At 68.3% G+C, this 17951-nt stretch carries 18 protein-coding genes; 8 read left to right on the top strand and 10 right to left on the bottom strand.

What is annotated here, in order from left to right; all coding sequences use genetic code 11:
- Positions 1-100 precede the first annotated feature (100 nt).
- On the top strand, positions 101-1660 hold the full coding sequence (locus ITJ49_RS08715; RefSeq protein WP_194604133.1) for a chaplin family protein: 1560 nt from the start codon (positions 101-103) through the stop codon (positions 1658-1660).
- A gap of 167 nt (positions 1661-1827) precedes the next feature.
- Here the strand turns inward: ITJ49_RS08715 and ITJ49_RS08710 are convergent, their stop codons facing one another.
- The 5 genes from ITJ49_RS08710 to ITJ49_RS08690 all read right to left on the bottom strand — a co-directional run bounded on the left by ITJ49_RS08710 (position 1828) and on the right by ITJ49_RS08690 (position 5356).
- Entirely contained in the window at positions 1828-2439 is a 612-nt protein-coding gene (locus ITJ49_RS08710; protein WP_194604130.1) for a GNAT family N-acetyltransferase, read from the bottom strand.
- Positions 2440-2660: 221 nt separating this feature from the next.
- On the bottom strand, positions 2661-3356 hold the full coding sequence (locus ITJ49_RS08705) for a uracil-DNA glycosylase (RefSeq protein WP_194604127.1): 696 nt from the start codon (positions 3354-3356) through the stop codon (positions 2661-2663).
- 7 nt (positions 3357-3363) lie between these two features.
- The gene (locus ITJ49_RS08700) at positions 3364-4107 is read right to left on the bottom strand and encodes a Type 1 glutamine amidotransferase-like domain-containing protein (protein WP_194604124.1); all 744 of its coding nucleotides are present in this window, start codon (positions 4105-4107) and stop codon (positions 3364-3366) included.
- Entirely contained in the window at positions 4104-4682 is a 579-nt protein-coding gene (locus ITJ49_RS08695) for a phosphoribosyltransferase (protein WP_123944726.1), read from the bottom strand. Before ITJ49_RS08695 ends, ITJ49_RS08700 begins: the two co-directional genes overlap by 4 nt.
- A gap of 35 nt (positions 4683-4717) precedes the next feature.
- Positions 4718-5356, bottom strand: a complete 639-nt coding sequence (locus ITJ49_RS08690; protein ID WP_194604121.1) for an alpha-ketoglutarate-dependent dioxygenase AlkB — start codon at positions 5354-5356, stop codon at positions 4718-4720.
- A gap of 77 nt (positions 5357-5433) precedes the next feature.
- Between ITJ49_RS08690 and ITJ49_RS08685 the strand changes: the two genes are divergently transcribed.
- Positions 5434-6225, top strand: a complete 792-nt coding sequence (locus ITJ49_RS08685) for a transglutaminase family protein (RefSeq protein WP_194604118.1) — start codon at positions 5434-5436, stop codon at positions 6223-6225.
- Positions 6226-6238: 13 nt separating this feature from the next.
- Here ITJ49_RS08685 and ITJ49_RS08680 read toward each other — a convergent pair whose 3' ends face one another.
- Together ITJ49_RS08680 and ITJ49_RS08675 are read right to left on the bottom strand one after the other, a co-directional pair.
- A complete protein-coding gene (locus ITJ49_RS08680; RefSeq protein WP_194604115.1) occupies positions 6239-7009 on the bottom strand; it encodes an SDR family oxidoreductase in 771 nt (256 codons plus the stop codon).
- Positions 7010-7409: 400 nt separating this feature from the next.
- On the bottom strand, positions 7410-7889 hold the full coding sequence (locus tag ITJ49_RS08675; protein WP_194604111.1) for a DUF1990 family protein: 480 nt from the start codon (positions 7887-7889) through the stop codon (positions 7410-7412).
- A gap of 162 nt (positions 7890-8051) precedes the next feature.
- Here ITJ49_RS08675 and ITJ49_RS08670 point away from each other — a divergent pair, with 162 nt between their 5' ends.
- The 5 genes from ITJ49_RS08670 (at position 8052) to ITJ49_RS08650 (ending at position 14011) form a co-directional block, all read left to right on the top strand.
- Complete coding sequence (locus tag ITJ49_RS08670) at positions 8052-9383, top strand: bifunctional o-acetylhomoserine/o-acetylserine sulfhydrylase (RefSeq protein ID WP_194604108.1); 1332 nt, start codon at positions 8052-8054, stop codon at positions 9381-9383.
- An 84-nt stretch (positions 9384-9467) separates the two neighbouring features.
- Positions 9468-10673 (top strand): homoserine O-acetyltransferase, encoded by a 1206-nt coding sequence (locus ITJ49_RS08665; RefSeq protein WP_194604105.1) that lies wholly within the window; start codon positions 9468-9470, stop codon positions 10671-10673.
- Between the two features lie 146 nt (positions 10674-10819).
- Positions 10820-11971 (top strand): sensor histidine kinase, encoded by a 1152-nt coding sequence (locus tag ITJ49_RS08660; protein WP_194604100.1) that lies wholly within the window; start codon positions 10820-10822, stop codon positions 11969-11971.
- 25 nt (positions 11972-11996) lie between these two features.
- Complete coding sequence (locus ITJ49_RS08655) at positions 11997-13253, top strand: hypothetical protein (protein WP_123944709.1); 1257 nt, start codon at positions 11997-11999, stop codon at positions 13251-13253.
- Positions 13254-13333: 80 nt separating this feature from the next.
- Positions 13334-14011: a response regulator gene (locus tag ITJ49_RS08650; RefSeq protein WP_370544430.1), complete on the top strand. Its 678-nt coding sequence runs from the start codon at positions 13334-13336 to the stop codon at positions 14009-14011.
- Positions 14012-14225: 214 nt separating this feature from the next.
- Here ITJ49_RS08650 and ITJ49_RS08645 read toward each other — a convergent pair whose 3' ends face one another.
- From ITJ49_RS08645 to ITJ49_RS08635, 3 genes are all read right to left on the bottom strand, one after another.
- On the bottom strand, positions 14226-15470 hold the full coding sequence (locus tag ITJ49_RS08645; RefSeq protein ID WP_194604829.1) for an MFS transporter: 1245 nt from the start codon (positions 15468-15470) through the stop codon (positions 14226-14228).
- Positions 15471-15605: 135 nt separating this feature from the next.
- Positions 15606-15920: a thiamine-binding protein gene (locus tag ITJ49_RS08640; RefSeq protein WP_055958657.1), complete on the bottom strand. Its 315-nt coding sequence runs from the start codon at positions 15918-15920 to the stop codon at positions 15606-15608.
- Complete coding sequence (locus ITJ49_RS08635) at positions 15917-17164, bottom strand: glycosyltransferase 87 family protein (protein WP_194604097.1); 1248 nt, start codon at positions 17162-17164, stop codon at positions 15917-15919. Before ITJ49_RS08635 ends, ITJ49_RS08640 begins: the two co-directional genes overlap by 4 nt.
- Positions 17165-17257: 93 nt before the next feature.
- Here ITJ49_RS08635 and ITJ49_RS08630 point away from each other — a divergent pair, with 93 nt between their 5' ends.
- On the top strand, positions 17258-17947 hold the full coding sequence (locus ITJ49_RS08630; protein ID WP_194604094.1) for a YceI family protein: 690 nt from the start codon (positions 17258-17260) through the stop codon (positions 17945-17947).
- Positions 17948-17951: the final 4 nt, after the last annotated feature.

Here is a 17951-nt window from a genome sequence, read left to right as displayed (position 1 = left end):
CGCGCTGTGCTCACCGCACGCGCGCCGGGCACACGCATCCCTCCAGCGCCGCGCACTCGCGCTCCGCTCAGTCGAACCATTCGTTACAGGAGTCATCATCATGAACAAGTACGTCTTCCGCGGGCTCATCGGAGCCTGCTTCGTCGGAGGCCTCTGGGCCGTCGGCGCCACGGGGGCCAACGCGGCCACCACGTCAGGATCCGACGGGCTGCTCTCCGGCACCCAGCTCGACGCCGTCGTATCGGCACCCGTCCAGGCCGCCGGTAACGCGGTCAGTGTGGTCGGAGATTCTGTGTCGGGCTCGGCTCCGGCAGCTGCGGCGCCCGTTGCTGCTGCTCCGGCTCCGGCTGCTGCGGCTGCTCCTGCTGCTCCGGCTGCGTCGGCCCCGGCGCCTGCTGCTCCTGCAGCTTCGGCACCCACCACAACGGGCGCCTCGGGAATCCTGTCCGGCACCCAGGGCATCGTCTCCGTTCCCGTTCCTGTCGCAGTGACGGGCAACGCGATCTCGGTGGTCGGCGACTCGCACTCGGCCCCTGCAGCACCCGCCGCTCCCGCCTCCGCGGCTCCTGCCGCTCCGGCCCCGGCAGCTCCCGCCGCCCCCACCACATCCGGCTCCGACGCCATCGCTTCCGGAACCCAGGCCGTGATCGACGCTGCGGCTCCCGTGACAGTCTCCGGCAACAGCATCTCGGTGCTCGGTGACTCGCAGAGCGCAGGATCCGACGCCTCGGCCCCGGCCACCACGCCGACCTCGCCCGCGACTTCCGGTTCGGGCAGCTCGACGAGCGGATCCGACGGCCTCGCGTCCGGCACCCAGATCGTGCCTGTCGTCGGAGTGCCCGTCACGGTCGGTGGCAACGCCATCTCCGTGATCGGTGACAGTTCGACCGGCGACAGCACGACCGGTACCGCGCCGAGCACCGGCACGGGCACCGGCAGCACCACCGGAACCGGCAGCACCACCACCGGCAACGACAGCACCCTCGGCGGCACGCAGATCGTCCCCTCCGTCGGATTGCCCGTCACGGTCGGCGGGAACGCCGTCTCGGTGATCGGCGACAGCTCGACCGGCGGCAGCAGCACCGGCACCACGCCCACCACCGGCACGGGCACCGGCAGCACCACCGGAACAGGCAGCACCACCACCGGTAACGACAGCACCCTCGGCGGCACGCAGATCGCGCCCGTCATTGGACTGCCCGTCACGGTCGGCGGCAACGCCGTCTCCGTGATCGGCGACACCAGCACCACCGGCACGACGACCGACCCGGTGACGCCAACTACACCGACCACGCCGACCGACCCCACGACGCCGACCACACCGACGTCGCCCGCGGAGCCCGGAACCCCGACGCTCCCGACCGACCCGACCGACCCCGTCTCGCCTGCCGAGCCGTCGGATCCTTCGGTTCCTTCGGTTCCCTCCACCGTGCTCGCCACGACGAACGAGGCTGCGACGACAGGTGACTCCGCGAACGGCGGCAGCATCGCCCCAGCGGGACTCGGCGGAACGACGGCCCTGGCCGCAACCACCGCTGTCGCCGCTGACGGATCGCTCGCCTTCACCGGCAGCGATTCCACCCTGGCGGGCCTGCTCGCGGCAGCGTTCCTGCTGCTGGGAGGCTTGGCCCTCGCGCTGCGGGCTCGACTCCGCCGCTGATCGGTCAGGCGGGAGCGGCTGCGCGACCTCATCGGGTCGCGTGGCCGCTCCGGCCTGCCCGGGAGGTGTTCAGAACTCTGGCACAAGTGGCCCGAACCGGCTCGATTTACCGGGTGATGGCCACTTTTGCCAGTGTTGTGAACGGTGCCGGCCCCGACGCGTCCCTCTTAGCCCCGGCCGCGCACCGCACGCCGCGATCGACGCGGCAGGTTCTTCTGCATCGTCACCGTGCCGAGCCACCGGTCGAACTTGAAGCCGACCCGACCCATCCGGCCGATCTCGGTGAAACCGAACGAGGCGTGCAACCGAATCGACGCGTCGGCACCCTGGTCGCCGATGATCGCGATGATCTGACGCACACCCGCCGCATCGCAGGCTTCGAGCAGCGCGCCGAGCAACGCACGGCCGAGGCCCTTGCCGGTGGACGCCGGACCGAGGTAGATAGACGTCTCGACGATCGCGCGATTTGCGGCACGGGTCTGCCACGGCACCACGTGGGCGTAGCCGAGCAGGGTTCCGCCGGGCGACACCGCCACGAGAAACGGCAGTTCGAGCTTCTCCGCCTTGGCGAACACTCCGCGCCACTCGGCGAGCTGCTTCGGCGCGGTGTCGAACGTCACGGTCGAGTTCGCCACGTAGAGGTTGTAGACATCTCGGACCGCCGGCAAGTCGGTCGCGACAGCCGGGCGGATCTCGAACGAGAACGGGGCCTCCGCCGCCGGCGGCTTGCGCAAATGGCGCGGGAGCACACGCCGCGGCTGGTATTCCTCTTCGAGCACGCGCTCAGCCTTCCATGTCGGGGGCCTATCCGTGGGCAGAACCGCAGGTCCGGGCCAAGGATCCGCGAGCCGTCACCCGCATACCCGCCGCAGGCGCTTTCCCCCCAACCCCGCGCTCCCCCGCCCCACGACATCGGCACAGACCCGCCCGCACGGCGTAGACCCGCTCGCGCGCCCGTGTGTCTACGCCAGCCCTGCCGGTAGTTGCCGTTGAGGCGTGTCTACGCCGGCCGTACTGCTTCCGGCAAGCGCCAATCGACCGGCTCGGCGCCCTGCTCGGTCAACAGCTCGTTGATCCGGCTGAACGGCTTCGAGCCGAAGAAGCCGCGCGAGGCCGAGAGTGGCGACGGGTGCACCGATTCGACGGTCGGCGTCGAGCCGAGCAGCGGCTTCAGCTTCTGGGCGTCTTTGCCCCAGAGCACCGCGACGAGTGGCTTGTCGCGAGCGACCAACGCCTCGATCGCCCGATCGGTGACGGCCTCCCAGCCTTTACGGCGGTGCGATCCGGCGTCGCCCGGACGAACCGTGAGCACCCGGTTGAGGAGGAGCACGCCGTGCTCCGACCACGAGGTGAGGTCGCCGTGAGCCACAGGCACGATGCCGAGGTCGTCGTTCAGTTCGCGGTAGATGTTGGCGAGGCTGCGCGGAACGGGCCGGACGTGCGGGTCGACGGCGAACGACAGGCCGATCGGGTGACCGGGCGTCGGGTACGGATCCTGCCCGACGATCACGACCTTCACCTCGTCGAACGGAGTAGTGAAGGCCCTTAGAACGGCGTCGCCAGCGGGCAGGTACCCGTGCCCCGCCGCTGTCTCGGCACGGAGGAAATCGCTTAGGTCGTGGATGCGGTCTTCGACGGGGGCGAGGGCCCGAGCCCAGCCCGGGTCGAGCAGCTCGACGAGAGAGTGCGTCGTCATCGAGCGGTCAGACGGCCACGCCGACCGTGCCGACGGACACCCCGACGATCTCGCCGTCGTCGTCGAGCTGGGGTTCGACCCGCCAGACACTGCCCGTGCCGATGACTCCGAGCGCGCCTTCACCGACCACGAGTGCGGTGTTCTCGTCGATGGCGACGCCGCCCGTGACCAATCCCGCCTCGGTTGCCGCGATGAGTCGACTCAGAGTGCCCCATTGGACGGCGTGCACGTCGATAGCGAGGTCGACGAGCCCGAGACCCTGCGCCAGGGTCACCTCGTCGAGGCCTTCGGCCGCGTCGGGAGGGCAGACCTCGACTCCGCCGATCGTGTAGCCGCCGAGAATGGCGGTGTCGGCAGCGATCATCGCCCCGGCCGAGAAGCCGAGATACGGCAGGCCGTCAGCGACGAGGAGTCGCACTTGGTCGATGAGGGGCACGACTGCCTCGAAGTAGGCGGGGGTCGAACCACCGGCGATCACGAGGCCGTCGATGTCGGAGAGCACTCGCGTGTCGAACACGTCGCTCGACACGACCTCGGTGACCAGCGGTTCGCAGGGGCCAATCGAAGCCAGCATCGCCGGGAACCCCGAACGGAACTCGGGCGACGGGACGTCGTCTTCGACGACGACGAGTACGGCGATCCGGGGAACGTCGCGCCCGAGACGCTTGCCGCGGGCCGCTGCCTCGACGACGAACGGTTCGAAGACGGCGGTCGACTCGGACCAGCCGCCACCCACCAGGTGAATGCTCATGTGCTCACCGTCACCGGGGGCAGTGCGCTCCACGGGAACGTGATCCAGTCGCTGGTGTGACGCCAGACGTGGTCGGGTTCGAGAATCGTGCGCGGCTTGGAGTAGAGGCAGACGGTGTGCACGTCGGCACCGTGACCGCGCAGGATGTCGCGGACCAGCTCGAGGGTGCGGCCGGAGTCGGAGACGTCGTCGACGAGGAGCACCCTCTTGCCCGACAGTGCCGGGGCATCGAGCGCGGGCGGCAGAATGACGGGCTTCTCGAGCACGGAGTTGACGCCGGTGTAGAACTCGACGTTGATCGAGCCGCACATCTTGGTGTCGAGGGCGTACGAGATGGCTCCGGCGAGAAGCAGACCGCCTCGGGCGATCGCGACGACGACATCGGGGCGGAAACCGCTCGCGAGAACGTCTTGCGCCAGGTCGCGGGAGGCTTCGCCGAATTCGAGCCAGCCCAGGATCTCGCGGGTGGAGTCTCGGGAGGACGTCACGGGGCGGGACGACTGTTCGTCGAAGGAGACCGGCTCGAGGTCGTCGGCACGCACGCCGGGCACGGCGTCATCGGGGAGGGAAACCATGGAGTCAACCGTAGTGGGCGGCGGGGCCGCAGTCATCACGCCGATCGCGACCACACGGGCCGAAATTGGATGCTGATGCGCGGCCCGATCGCGCGCTTCGTCTTGGCGATCGAGTGCTCGTGCGTGCGCTGGCACGAGCCGCCCATCACGACGAGATCACCGTGCCCGACGGGGAAGCGCCGCACCTCGCCACCCGACCGTGAGCGCAGCGCCAGAGTGCGGGCAGCGCCGACCGAGACGATGCCGACCATCGTGTCGCGATCGATGGCGTCGCCGACCTTGTCGCCGTGCCACGCGATGCTGTCGTCTCCGGTTCGGTAGAAGCAGAGCCCTGCCGTCTCGAACACCTGCTGCGGCGGTCGCCCGTAATGGTCGTTGAGAGCGGCCTGGGCCTCGGTGAGCACGGGATCGGGAAAGACGTGGTCGGGACCGAACCACGAAACGAGTCGGGGAACGTCGACGACTCGGTCGTACATCTCGCGCCGGTCGGCCTTCCAGTCGACCCCGCCCGCGAGACGCTCGAACAGTGCGTCGGAATTCTGCACCCAGCCCGGCCGGACGTCGAGCCAGGCCCCCTCGCCGAGGTCGATTCGCTCGACCGAACTGCCGAGTGTCTCGAGGGTGGGATCGGCGTCGAGGTCGTCGAAGAGCGAGGTCTGGAACGCGAGTGACATACCTCGATCGTACTGCAGAATTCGAACGTATGTTCGATTCCCTGCCTCAGGCTCGCTCTGCCATTTAGGCTTCGTGCATGCAGCGGAACGCGTTCTCCCGGATGGTCCTGTCGTCGACCGAGCCCGCCGAGCTGGTGCTCTCGGTGGCAGCTGCTGAGGGGCAGCGAATCACCGAGACACTGTCGGTCACCCAGGGTGGCAGAGAGGTGCCGATTCGCGAGGTCATCGACGATCGCGGCACTCGCCTTCACGTAGCTCAGATGGCTCCCGGTCGACTCGAGATGGACTACCGCGTCGAAGTCACCGGACAGCAGGATCCGATCGCTCTCGGTGCACTCGACAGCATCCAGTACCTGCGACCCAGCCGCTACTGCGAATCCGACACGCTGTTCCCGACGGCGCGCAGCGAGTTCGCGGGGCTGAGCGGTCTCGACCTGCTGGACTCCGTCGGATCCTGGGTCAACGGGCACCTCTCGTATGTGCCGGGCTCGAGCGCGCCGACCGATGGCGCCGTCCGCACCTTTCTCGACCGGCGCGGCGTCTGCCGCGACTACGCCCACCTCGTCGTTGCACTGCTGCGAGCGCTCGACGTTCCGGCGCGGCTCGTGTCGGTCTACGCGCCGGGCCTGTATCCGATGGACTTCCACGCGGTCGCCGAGGCTCTCGTCGATGGTCGGTGGTACGTGATCGACGCGACGCACCTGGCTCCGCGTCAGAGTCTCGTGCGCATCGCGACCGGGCGCGATGCTTCCGACACGGCCTTCCTGTCGTCGTCGGGCGGCTGGGTCAAGCTGCTCGAGCTGGAGGTCGGTGCTGTCGCCGACGTCTTGCCGCGCGACGATGTGGCGGAGTTCGTGTCCATCGGCTGATCCCAGCCACGCGTCAGTCGCGCGTCGTCAGCTCGCCGCGCGTCAGCTTGTACGGCTGCGCCTGCGCTACCGGCTTGATCGTCACGAGGTCGAGGTTGACGTGGGCCGGCAGCTCGACCGAATGCACGATCGACTCGGCGATGTCGTCAGCCGTGAGCGGTGCGACGACTCCATCGTAGACGGCGTCGGCGCGTGCCTGGTCGCCGTCGAACCGCACCAGCGAGAAGTCGGTCTTGACCATGCCGGGGGCGATCTCGATCACTCGCAGCGGCTCGCCGTTGAGCTCGAGCCGGAGGGCCGCGACGAGCGCGTGTTCCGCGAATTTGGCGGCGTTGTAGCCGCCCCCGTTCTCGTACGCGATGTGGCCGGCGATAGAGGTGACGGTGACGATGTCGCCGGATCCTGCGTCTTTCGCCCCGGCTCGGAGCGACGGCAGGAGTCCGCTGATCGCGCGCTTGGTACCGAGCACGTTGACGTCAAACATGCGTTGCCAGTCGTCGATCGAGCCCGCCTCGACGCTGTCGAGCCCAAAGGCACCGCCCGCGTTGTTGACCAGGGCGTGGATTGGGCCGGTCTCTTCGACGTGGGCGCGGAGGGCAACCATGTCAGCGTCGCTCGTCACGTCGGCCCGGAACCAGGTCGCGCCCGTCTCGACGGCGATCTGTCGCAGGCGATCTTCGCGCCGAGCCACCGCCAGTACTTGCCAGCCGCGTTGGCGGAACAGCCGAACCGTGGCCTCTCCGATACCCGAGCTCGCTCCCGTGACCACTGCGCGTCGTGCCATGCGTCCATCCCTCTTTCGTCGGTGCGTCCACGCTAGCGACTTCGGCGGCGCACCTGTTTCGCCAGAAGGCTCGCCTGTAGATTTTGAGGTCTCGAAGGGAGCACGCCATGAACCCCACCCGGATCGACTCGATCGACTCGGCCCGCCGCAGCACGACTGTTGAGCGTGTCCGGCAGTCTTCGCAGCTCGCGGGCGGGCGAAGCAGCCGCCAAGCACGAGCACTCCAGCGGCGGTGGGTCGACGGCGAACTCACCTAGGCCGAGTTCGGTGCCGAGCTCGACCTGCTGAGGCCGACGGTCGATCGCCGCCGATAGCGACCCGACGCACTTCGGCCATTCCGACCCGGCGCGCCACGTCAGTTTGGCCGAATCGCGTCGCCATACCGGCGACCGGACCGCCTTTACCTCAGCGCACGCAGATACCGACGCCGCGCAACCACCTGCGCCACCCGCAGCAGCGGGTAGAGCCCCCGCCAGGGCTGCTGCGGAGCGGGGCGCGTCAGCGAGCGGATGGTGAGCACGACGTCGTCGCCTGAGCGGTGCACCACGAAGGACTCTTCGCCGTCGACCGGATGGCCGGGAAGCGTCCGGTACGAGAACCCGACGCGAGACGGACCGTCGACCACCTCGACCACCTGAACCGGCTCGACCACTCGCACACCCGCGACCTTCGCCGTCACCGTCACGCGTCGCCCCGCGACCACGGGGCGTCCGTCGTCGACCCGGAACCCGCTGCGGGTCTTCACCTCCCACCGAAGCACACCCGCCGACGCCCGTGTCCACGCGGCGTCGCCCCGCCCGATCACGGCGGAGACCTCCGACCGACGATGACTCGCCGAGGTGGCGGGCCAGGAGGGGAGGGAGGGCGCGGTCGAGTGCATGGGCCGATTGTGGCAAACGTGCTCGCGGATCCTCGTCGTACCCCGTTACGCCGCGTGTCGCCGCCGTGGCGCGCACCGGACGCCGGGCCTACGCTCGCCCCAGAGAGAACGACCGTCCGTTCACCGAGGATCGGCCGGCACCGGAACCCCGAGGAGACTTCAATGCCCGATCCGACGAACGCCTGGAAGTTCGAGACGCAGCAGATCCACGCCGGCGCTCAACCCGACCCGACGACCCACGCGCGTGCCACGCCGATATACAAGACGACGTCGTACGTGTTCGACAGTTCGCAGCACGCGAAGAACCTGTTCGCGCTCGCGGAGTTCGGCAACATCTACTCGCGGATCATGAACCCCACCCACGACGTCGTGGAGCAGCGCATCGCCGCTCTCGAGGGCGGCTCGGGGGCTCTGCTCGTCGCGTCGGGACAGGCGGCCGAGACCCTCGCCGTCCTGAACATCGCGCAGGCGGGCGATCACATCGTCTCGTCGTCGTCGATCTACGGCGGCACCTACAACCTGTTCAAGTACACGCTCGCGAAGCTCGGCATCGAGACCACCTTCGTCGAGAACCAGGACGACGCCGACGAGTGGCACCGCGCCGTGCGCCCCAACACCAAGCTCTTCTTCGCCGAGACGATCGGCAACCCGAAGATCAACATCCTCGACATCTCGCTCGTCTCATCGATCGCGCACGAGGCCGGCGTGCCGCTCATCGTCGACAACACGATCGCTACGCCCTACCTGATCCGCCCGTTCGAGCACGGGGCCGACATCGTCGTGCACTCCGCGACGAAGTTCCTCGGCGGTCACGGCACCGTCATCGGCGGGCTCATCGTCGACGGCGGAAAGTTCGAATGGTCGAAGAACGTCGAAAAATTCCCCGAGCTCACCGAACCGGACCCGTCGTATCACGGTGCCAGCTACACCGGCGCGGTCGGCGACCCCCTCGCGTACATCATCAAGGCGCGGGTGCAGCTGCTCCGCGACCTCGGCTCGTCGAACTCGGCCGACACCGCCTTCTCGCTCATCCAGGGCATCGAGACGCTGTCGCTGCGCATCGAACGGCACGTGCAGAACGCCCAGGAGATCGCCGAGTGGCTCGACGCCCGAGACGACGTAGCCAATGTCTTCTACGCCGGCCTGCCGACGAGCCCCTGGTACGCGGCCGCGAACAAGTACGCACCCAAGGGCGTCGGGGCTGTGCTCTCGTTCGAGCTCAAGGGCGGCGTCGACGCCGGAGCGGCCCTCGTCGACAACCTCCACCTCTTCAGCCACCTCGCCAACATCGGCGACGTCCGCTCGCTGGTGATCCACCCCGCCTCGACCACGCACTCGCAGCTCACCCCCGAGCAGCAGCTGACGACGGGCGTCACCCCCGGCCTCGTGCGACTGTCGGTGGGCCTCGAGAACATCGACGATCTGAAGGCCGACCTCGACGCCGGGTTCGCCGCCGCGAGGCAGGTGACGACCGGGCTGCTCAAGAACAGCTGACGCTGGCCGAGGATCCCACGGGGCGGCGACCATCGGGCGTAACAGTCCGGCGGTCGCCGCCTTTTGTTGTCATGCTTGACCCAAATGGACTGGCAGACGACCCCCGAAGACACGGTGCCCTCGCGGGTCATCACGGAGCGCACCCGCCGGACCATGCTCGGCAAGCCACCCGCGACGGGTGCCTGGCGAGACGGCGATCCGGTCGGCGATCGGCTCTTCGTCACTCTCGACGACCTCGAGCTGGAGAGCGGCGAGACGCTCCCCCGACCTCGCATCTCGTACGAGACGTTCGGCACCCGGGCGACCGACGACTCGAACGTCGTGCTGGTGCTGCACGCTCTCACCGGTGATAGCCACCTGGCCGGCCCGGCGGGCGAGGGCCACGCCACCGCCGGTTGGTGGCACGGCATCGTCGGCCCGGGGCTCGCGATCGACACCGACCGCTGGTTCGTCGTGGCACCCAACATGCTCGGGGGCTGCCAAGGATCCACCGGCCCGGCTTCTCTTGACCCCGAGGGTCACGAATGGGGCAGCCGTTTTCCGAGACTCACCGTCAGAGACCAGGTCGAGGCGCAGGTGCGCTTCGCCGACGAGCTCGGCATAGATCGCTGGCACGCCGTGATCGGCGGCTCGATGGGAGGCATGCACGCCCTCGAATGGGCCGTCGGCCAGCCGGAGAGAGTGGCGCGCCTCGGTGTGCTGTCGACGACCGCCTCGACGAGTGCCGACCAGATCGCCCTCAACACGGTGCAGATCGAAGCCGTCCACATGGATCCCGGCTTTCTCGGCGGCGACTACTACGAGGCCGCCGATGGCGAGGGGCCTTACCGCGGCCTCGCGCTGGCCCGACGAATGGCGCTGCTCAATTACCGTTCGCCCGACGAGCTCAACGCCCGATTCGGCCGAGGATGGCAGAGCGAGCTCTCTCCCATGACCGGCAGCGGTCGGTTCTCGGTGGCGAGCTACCTCGATTTCCACGGCAATAAGTTCACTCGCCGCTTCGACGCAAACAGCTACGTGAGCCTCGCGCGGGCGATGAACAGCCACGACATCGGACGGGATCGCGGTGGCGTGACCGGAGCCCTGTCGAGGATCACCGCCCGGTCTCTCGTCATCGGCATCGACTCCGATCGGCTGTTCCCACCCCGCGACCAGGTGCTGATCGCGGAGGGCCTCCGCGGCGCGGCCGCCAGCGAGGCGGTGATCCTTCCGAGCGAATTCGGCCACGACGGATTTCTGATCGAAAACGAGGCGGTGGGGAACCACCTTCGAGCCCTACTTGAAGGATGAGCGCGCTTTCCGCCAGAATGAGTCTCGCTCGACACCTTTTTCATCAGCGCGCCGATCCCCTCGTACCGTCCCCCGGCGCGACATCTGTGGAACGATGTGTCTAGGCGCCCTCTCGGGCGGCCCTCTCTTCTGACTGTTGGACTCGAATGGATCTCTTCGCCCAGGAGCGCGATCGTCTTCTCCGGACGACGACCCGCTTTCTCGGGATCTCGGCAACCGTTGTCTCGTTGGTGGCCCTGAGCTACCCGGGCGTGACCGACCTGAGACGGCAAGCTGCCATCGTCTTCTTCAGCCTCGTGATGATCGCTTTCTTCATCATGATCGGCCGAAGCGGCAAAATGCTGTGGGTCGTCTTGGGAATGGCTGCGGGTTTGATCGCCGGGGGCATCGCGTTGGTGCCGGGCGGCATCGACGGGCCTCTCGCGACTGCCGTCATCCCCTTGGTCGGCGGCGCAATCGCCTCCTTCGCTCTCCTGCTCTCCTCGAGCACCAAGCGCGTGCTCCTCGCGGCCGCGGCTGCCGTGGTCGTCGTCGCCGAGGTCGTCATCGGTACGCAGTCGATCATCTCCGTGCAGGTCGCCGCCGTCCTCCTCGGCTGGGTGCTCTGCTTCGTCGCCGGATTCTGGATCGGCAATAGCGTTCCCCGCGCAGCCCGCCGCATCTACTCGATCGGAAACGCCCACCGGGCCGAGCGCCAGGCAAGCGAGACCGAGGCCCAGCGCCGCCAGGGCGCACGACTCCTGCACGACACCGTGCTCGCGACCCTGACCCTTCTCGCCCACTCGGGTTTCGGAGTCACCCCCGATGCACTCCGCGCTCAGGCCGCCGAAGACGCCCGCCTGCTTCGCCACCTCCGCCTGGGCTCGACACCGCAGCCGCAGGCTTCCGGCGACTACAACCTCGACACCGTCGAAGAGAGCCCCCTCGGACAGACGCTCGAGTCGGTCAAGCAGCGTTTCGGGCGAATGGGCCTGGAAGTCAGCTGGCACGGCACCGGTCAGGTGCTCCTCCCGACGAACGTGCTCGACGCGTTCCTCCTCGCACTCGCCGAGTGCCTCGAGAACGTCCGGCGTCACGCGGGCGTCGTCGAGGCGCACGTCACGATCATCCACGACGACAAGATGGTCCGGGCGATGGTGACCGACGCCGGCGTCGGATTCGAGCTTGAGGGCGTCTCCGAGGAGCGACTCGGCTTCAAAGAGAGTGTCGTCAACCGGCTGCGAGAGGTCGGCGGCAGTGCCCGTCTCTTCTCCGCTCCCGGAGCCGGCACAACCGTCGTCTTGGAGGCACCGCGATGAGCACTAGCGACCGGAGGCTCCCCGCGTGAGCATCGATGAGAACACCCTCGGCGTCCCCCGACACCGGAGGGCGCCCAGGGGTCTTCCGACCTCCTCCACCGGTGCTCGCTCCATGCGCCAGGCCCAGCAGGCGGGCGCGACCCTCGGCACCGGCTATCTCGGAATGGGCGCCGCCGCCGTCGCAGCCCTGCAGGCCATCTACGGCCTGATCTTCTTCCTGGTGCACCTCTCCTCGTATCCAGTGGCCGCGCCCGCCATCGTCGCCTGGCTCGTCTACCTCGCCGCATTCATCGGAGTGGTCACCCTCGTCGCCATCCAGGGCGAGCGCTTGACCGGCCCAGTGATGATCGGCCTCTGCGCAGCCCTCGCCCTCGTGGTCGTCCTCGACTTCATCGCCATCTGGCCCCTCCACAACGTCGGGGCCTACGCCACCGCCAGCATCTCGGTCGGCTTCGGTCTCCTCCCCCTCATCACCCTCCGGCCGGCCCGCGAGCTCATCATCGCCACGGCAGCCCTGTTCGTCCTCCTCGTCGGCGCTGTGATCCTCACCACGCCGATCGACCGGGTGACGTTCCCTCAGCAGGTCGCCACGATCGCCCTGGCCGTCCTGCCGCCCGCCATCGCCACCTATGCCGTGCAGCGCTTCCGCGGCATGATCCAGATCGAGCTCGACCGCGTCCTCGTGCAGTCGACCGTCACCCAGCCGCGGTTTGCCGTGGGAATGCTCGCGAGCGACGAGTTGGCCCGTCTCGACCTCGCAGCCGAGAAGCTGCTCGACGGAGTCGCGGTGGGAGACATTCCCCTTCCTCTCGAACCGCAGGTCGCCTCCACCGCTGCCTCGCTCGCGACAGAGCTGCGCCTCCACCTCATCGAAGGCCGACGCGAGACCTGGCTGTATCACGCCGTCACCGAATCGGAATACCTGGGCCGAGCCGTCAAACTCGCCGATCCGTCGTCTCTCGCCGGCCTGCTGACCCCCGAGCAGCGCGACGGGCTCCTCCAAGCCGTATGGCTCCTCCTGGGCGATCGCCGCACGCGAGCCGCCGGCACGAGCATCACTCTCACCCTGGGCCCCATCGGCACGTCGAACTCGATCGCGTCCCTTGCGGGACGCACCATCGACGTCCCGATCGACGTCACCTCGACGGGCATCCGCCGCAACCGGGTCACCCCCGCCACCTGGAACGCCCTGAACCGCGTCGGTGACTTTCAGACCTCAACCCACCAGGGCAGTCTGCGGCTCGCCATCAGGTGTTCCGTCGAGAACCCGGCAGACGCCTAACATGAGCGCACCGGGTGTTCCCTGTGCGCGTCACTACGCCTCGCGGCTTTCCGAAGCCACCCATCGAAAGAGAGAAACCAGTGCCTGACTCCGAAGGACGAATTCGTCTCGCCCTCGTCGACGATCACAAGATGCTGCTCGGGGCCCTGAGCGAATGGATTCGCGGCGCCGCAAGCGACATCTCCATGGTCGCCGCGGTCGCCTCCTGGCCCGAGCTGCTCACGCACCCCGAGTTTCCGGTCGACGTCGTCCTCCTCGACCTCGACCTCAAGGACAACCTCCCGATCTCTCTCAAGATCTCGACTCTCAAGACGGCCGGCGTCAAGACCGTCCTGATGAGCACCTACTCCGAGCCGAATGTGGTCCGCGAGGCACTCGCCGCCGGTGCCCTCGGCTACCTCGTCAAGAGCGAAGACGCCGAAATGATCGTCGAGGCGATCCGCACGGCCTCGATCGGCGAATCGTACATCTCGGCCGAGCTCGACCTCGCCCTGAATGCCTCCGAGGTCGGCGGTGTGCCGAAGCTCTCCGCCCAGGAGCGCCGCGTCATGGCCCTCTACGGCGGTGGCGAACCCGTCAAGGCGGTCGCGTACCAGCTCGGCATCTCCGAAGAGACCGCGAAGTCGTACCTTAAGCGGATCCGCGAGAAGTACCGCGTCGCCGGCTTCGACGTGGGCACCAAAGTCGCCCTGCGGAAGCGCGCCATCCAAGACGGCATCCTGCTGCAGACCGACGACGCTGGGCCCAGTTCCTTCTAGGCGTGACGCCCGTCGCGGCGCCGGACCTCCGACAAGCTCCGGTCACCCGGCGCTGTGACCGCCGTCCCGCGCCGGTCACCCGGCGCTGCGACCGCCGTCCCGCCGTTCCTTCTGAGCGAAATGCCGGTTCAGACTTCTGGCAGAAGCCGCTTGAAACTGGACGACCAGTGCCGGATCGGCCCATTTTGCCAACGTTCTGAACGTGGCGTGAGGGTTAAAGGCCGGCGACGGGCGCAGGCTGAGTTTGGGGCGAAGGATTCGCGGAGCCGATCGACGAATCGCCGGATCCTGCGCCGCCCGACCCCGAGTTGCCCCGACCCCGCCGATCGACCGCGAAGCTGATCGTCACGAGCACGACTCCGGCCGAGGCCAGAATCGCCCCGACCCACGCGGGTGAACCCACACCGAGGCCTGCTGCGAGGACGACCCCACCGAGGTAGGCGCCGAGGCTGTTGCCGAGGTTGAACGACGAGTGGTTGAGCGCTGCACCGATCACTTGCGCGTCGCCCGAGACCTCCATGAGGCGCGACTGGATGGCCGGGTTGATCACCGAACTGAAGAAGCCGAGCAGGAAGGCGAAGACGAAGATGCCGATCAGCATCTCGCTGGTCAGCGCGTAGCCGATCAACGCCACGAGGAGCCCGCCGAAGCCGAAGTAGATCGTGCGGCGGAGGTTGGTGTCGGCACCCCAGCCGCCGAGCAGGTTGCCGATGGTCATGCCGACGCCCACGGCGACGAGCACGAACGGCACCCACCCCTCGGGCATACCGGCACCCTCGGTGACGGCGGTCGACACGTAGCTGTAGACGGCGAAGAAACCGCCGAACCCAATCGCGCCGACGCCCATCACGAGCCAGACCTGCGGCCGGCGGAATGCGCTGAGCTCACGCCGGATCGACGCCCCCTCGGCGGCCGGCTGATGCGGCAGCGCCAGAGCCACGGCGAAGAAGGTGAGAGCGAAGATGAGGGCTACCGCGCCGTAGGCCACCCGCCAGCCGGCTGCCTGGCCGAGCGCGGTGATGAGCGGGACGCCGACGATGTTGGAGATGGTGAGACCCGCCATGACAAACGCGACGCCCTTGCCGCGATTGCCCGGGCCCATCAGATTGGCCGCCGCCAGCGACGCGATACCGAAGTACGCCCCGTGCGGAAGCCCGGCGACGAACCGTGCGAGCACGACGAGCCCGAACGACGGCAGAATCGCACTCGCGATCGTCCCGACCAGGAACGCGGCGAGCAGAATCAGCAGCAGCTTCTTGCGCGGCAGGTGCGACGTCGTCGCCGCGATGGTCGGGGCACCGACAACTACCCCGAGCGCGTAGGCGCTGATCATGATGCCGGCGTGCGCGGTGGCGTCTTCCACCGAGCCGGCGTAGAGGCCGGGGAGGAGGTCGCGAGCAATGTTCGGCAGGAGCCCCATGGCGACGAACTCGGTGGCACCGATGCCGAAGCCGCCCATCGCGAGGGAGAGGAGCGCGAAGCGCCTCCGGCGGGGTGAGATCTGAGGCACGGGAAGACAGCCATTTCGTCGTCGGAAAGGGGATCGACAACTCGCCTTCGAGTCGTGCGGGAGCGGATGTTCTCCCAGTCGATTCTAAGCCTCGCCGAGAGCCCGTTCGAGTCGCTCGATCTTGCCGTCGAGCTCGCCGGTGTGCCCCGGACGGATGTCGGCCTTCAGCACGAGAGAGACGCGACGCCCGAACGGCGCCACGGCCTCCGTTGCGGCCTTGACGACGGCCATCACCTCATCCCACTCCCCCTCGATCTCGGTGAACATCGACGAGGTGCGGTTCGGCAGGCCGGAGTCACGCACGACCTTGACGGCGGCGGCCACTGCGTCGTGCACGGAATCGGGCTCGGAGCCTGCGGGCGGCCCACCGGAGGGAGAAACGCTGAATGCGACGATCATGGCTCCATCCTCGCATTCGTCGCCCCGACCCCGCCGAAGTTCTCCCCAGGGCGGCCAGCGACGACGATCGCCCGCGCGGCGACGACGAGGAGAGCCACGAGAAGCACGTTGCGGAGGGTTGCGACGACGACCATCCACGGCAGGGCCACCACCAGAGCGTCGTACTGCCAGGGGTAGATGACCTGGGTGAGGCCGGCGATCAGCACGGTGAGAATGCTCGGCGCTGTGAAGCGACGGCCGAGAGTCGCGAGTCCGAGCACCACCGGTGCCGCCAACCACGCCTCGTACTGAGGCGACCCCACCTTGTTGGTGACGATGAACGCCGTGGCCAGGGCAAGGGCGAGCGGGGGCAGCAGAATCACGGCCGGTGCCCCGCGGCGAGTGGCGACGATGCCGAGGGCGACGAGCAGCAGCAGCACCAGCACCATGATCGGCGTCGTGGCGGCGGCAGCCAACGCTGAGCCGGGCCCCGTGACCTGGTATGTGAGCAGCGTCTGATCGAACGTGGTCGAGACTCCCGGGGCTCCGAGCGCCTCAGCCCACAGCCAGAACGTGGTGATCGGTGCCTCCAGCTGCAGCCCGCGCCCGGTCTGCTTGCCGACGAACCCCGCGATGCCGGCCAGGTTGCCCCCGCCGAGCACAGCGGCGAGCACGATCGCAAGGCTCGTCGTGGCGGCGGCGGCGAGCACTCGGATCCTTCGCTTCTCGGCGATCACGACCGCCAGAATCAGGGCGAACGGCCAGACCTTGATCCAGGTGGCCAGAGCGAGGAGAACGCCCACCACCCCCGGGCGCCGGGCCGCGACGAGCAGGCCCGCGATCGCGAGCGGCACCGTGATGCTGTCGATCCGACCGACGGCGATCGGGCCGAGCGCCAGCAGGTAGGCGAGCCACCAAAAGCCGGCGACGAGGTGTCGCCGAGACCGGCCGCTGACGATGACCCCGAGAGCAATGGCGTCGAGCAGTGCCACCAGCACGAGCCACGCCTCCGAGTAGTGGTCGAAGCCGGCAGCCGCTGCGGCGAGCATGGGCACGAGCGCGGCCGTCGGGTAGACCCAGGCGAGGTCGACACCGACCCAGCCGTCGCCGAGGGAACCCCGAAGGATCCAGTCGCGATACACGGTCGACACGTCGTTCAATGGCGTGTGCGGGCCGTTCCACACGGCGACCGACAGCCACGAGTGCACCACCAAAAACGTGACCCAGAGCAGCACCATCGGCAGGAGGGCTCGAATGCGGGTCACCCCCGAAGGCTAGCGAACCCGACACGTGCCGCTAAGCCTGCACGGCCTGCACGCTTTCAGGACTCGGCAAGGGTGACGCGTCATCGTTTTCGCATGAAGAGACGAAGCAAGGTCCTCATCGGTGTGGCAGCGGGAGTCATCGTAGTCGGCGGAGTCGTCACCATCGCCGGTCCCGCCTTCTACCGCGATGTCATCGTCGGCGAGCCCGAGGCCGCGCCCACCGTGTCCGTCACGCCGGGCGACTCCACACTCGCCGGGTCCGACCTCACCGGGTCGTGGAGCGTCGGATCGGGCAGCACCGCGGGCTACCGGGTCGACGAAGTGTTGAGGGGCACCGACGTGACCGTGGTGGGCAAGACCTCCGACGTCACCGGCACGGTCGACTTCGACTCCGACTCGATCACCAAGGCCGACATCACGGTCGACGTCGCGTCGATCGCCACCGACAGCACGAGTCGCGACGAGTACTTCCGCACCTCGGCGCTCGAGACCGACATCCACCCCGACGCGACATTCACGCTCACCTCACCCCTCGACACCGGCGATCTCTCGGACGGCGACGTGACGAAGTTCACGGCCACCGGCAAACTCACCATGCACGGCGTCACGAAGACGGTCTCAGTGCCCATGCAGGCGGCGCTGTCGGGCGACGGCGCCGAAGTGAGCGGGTCCATTCCCGTCACGTTCGCCGACTACAAGGTCGCAGCGCCCAGCCTCGGCTTCGTCAAGGTCGAAGACTCCGGTTCGGTCGAGTTCTTGCTGAAGGCGTCGCCCGCAGCCTGATCTC

It is taken from the genome of Frondihabitans sp. VKM Ac-2883 (genome assembly GCF_015350875.1).
Taxonomy (GTDB): Bacteria; Actinomycetota; Actinomycetes; order Actinomycetales; family Microbacteriaceae; genus Frondihabitans.
Note: the sequence above shows the minus strand (reverse complement) of the source record. Positions and strands in the feature narration are given on the sequence as shown.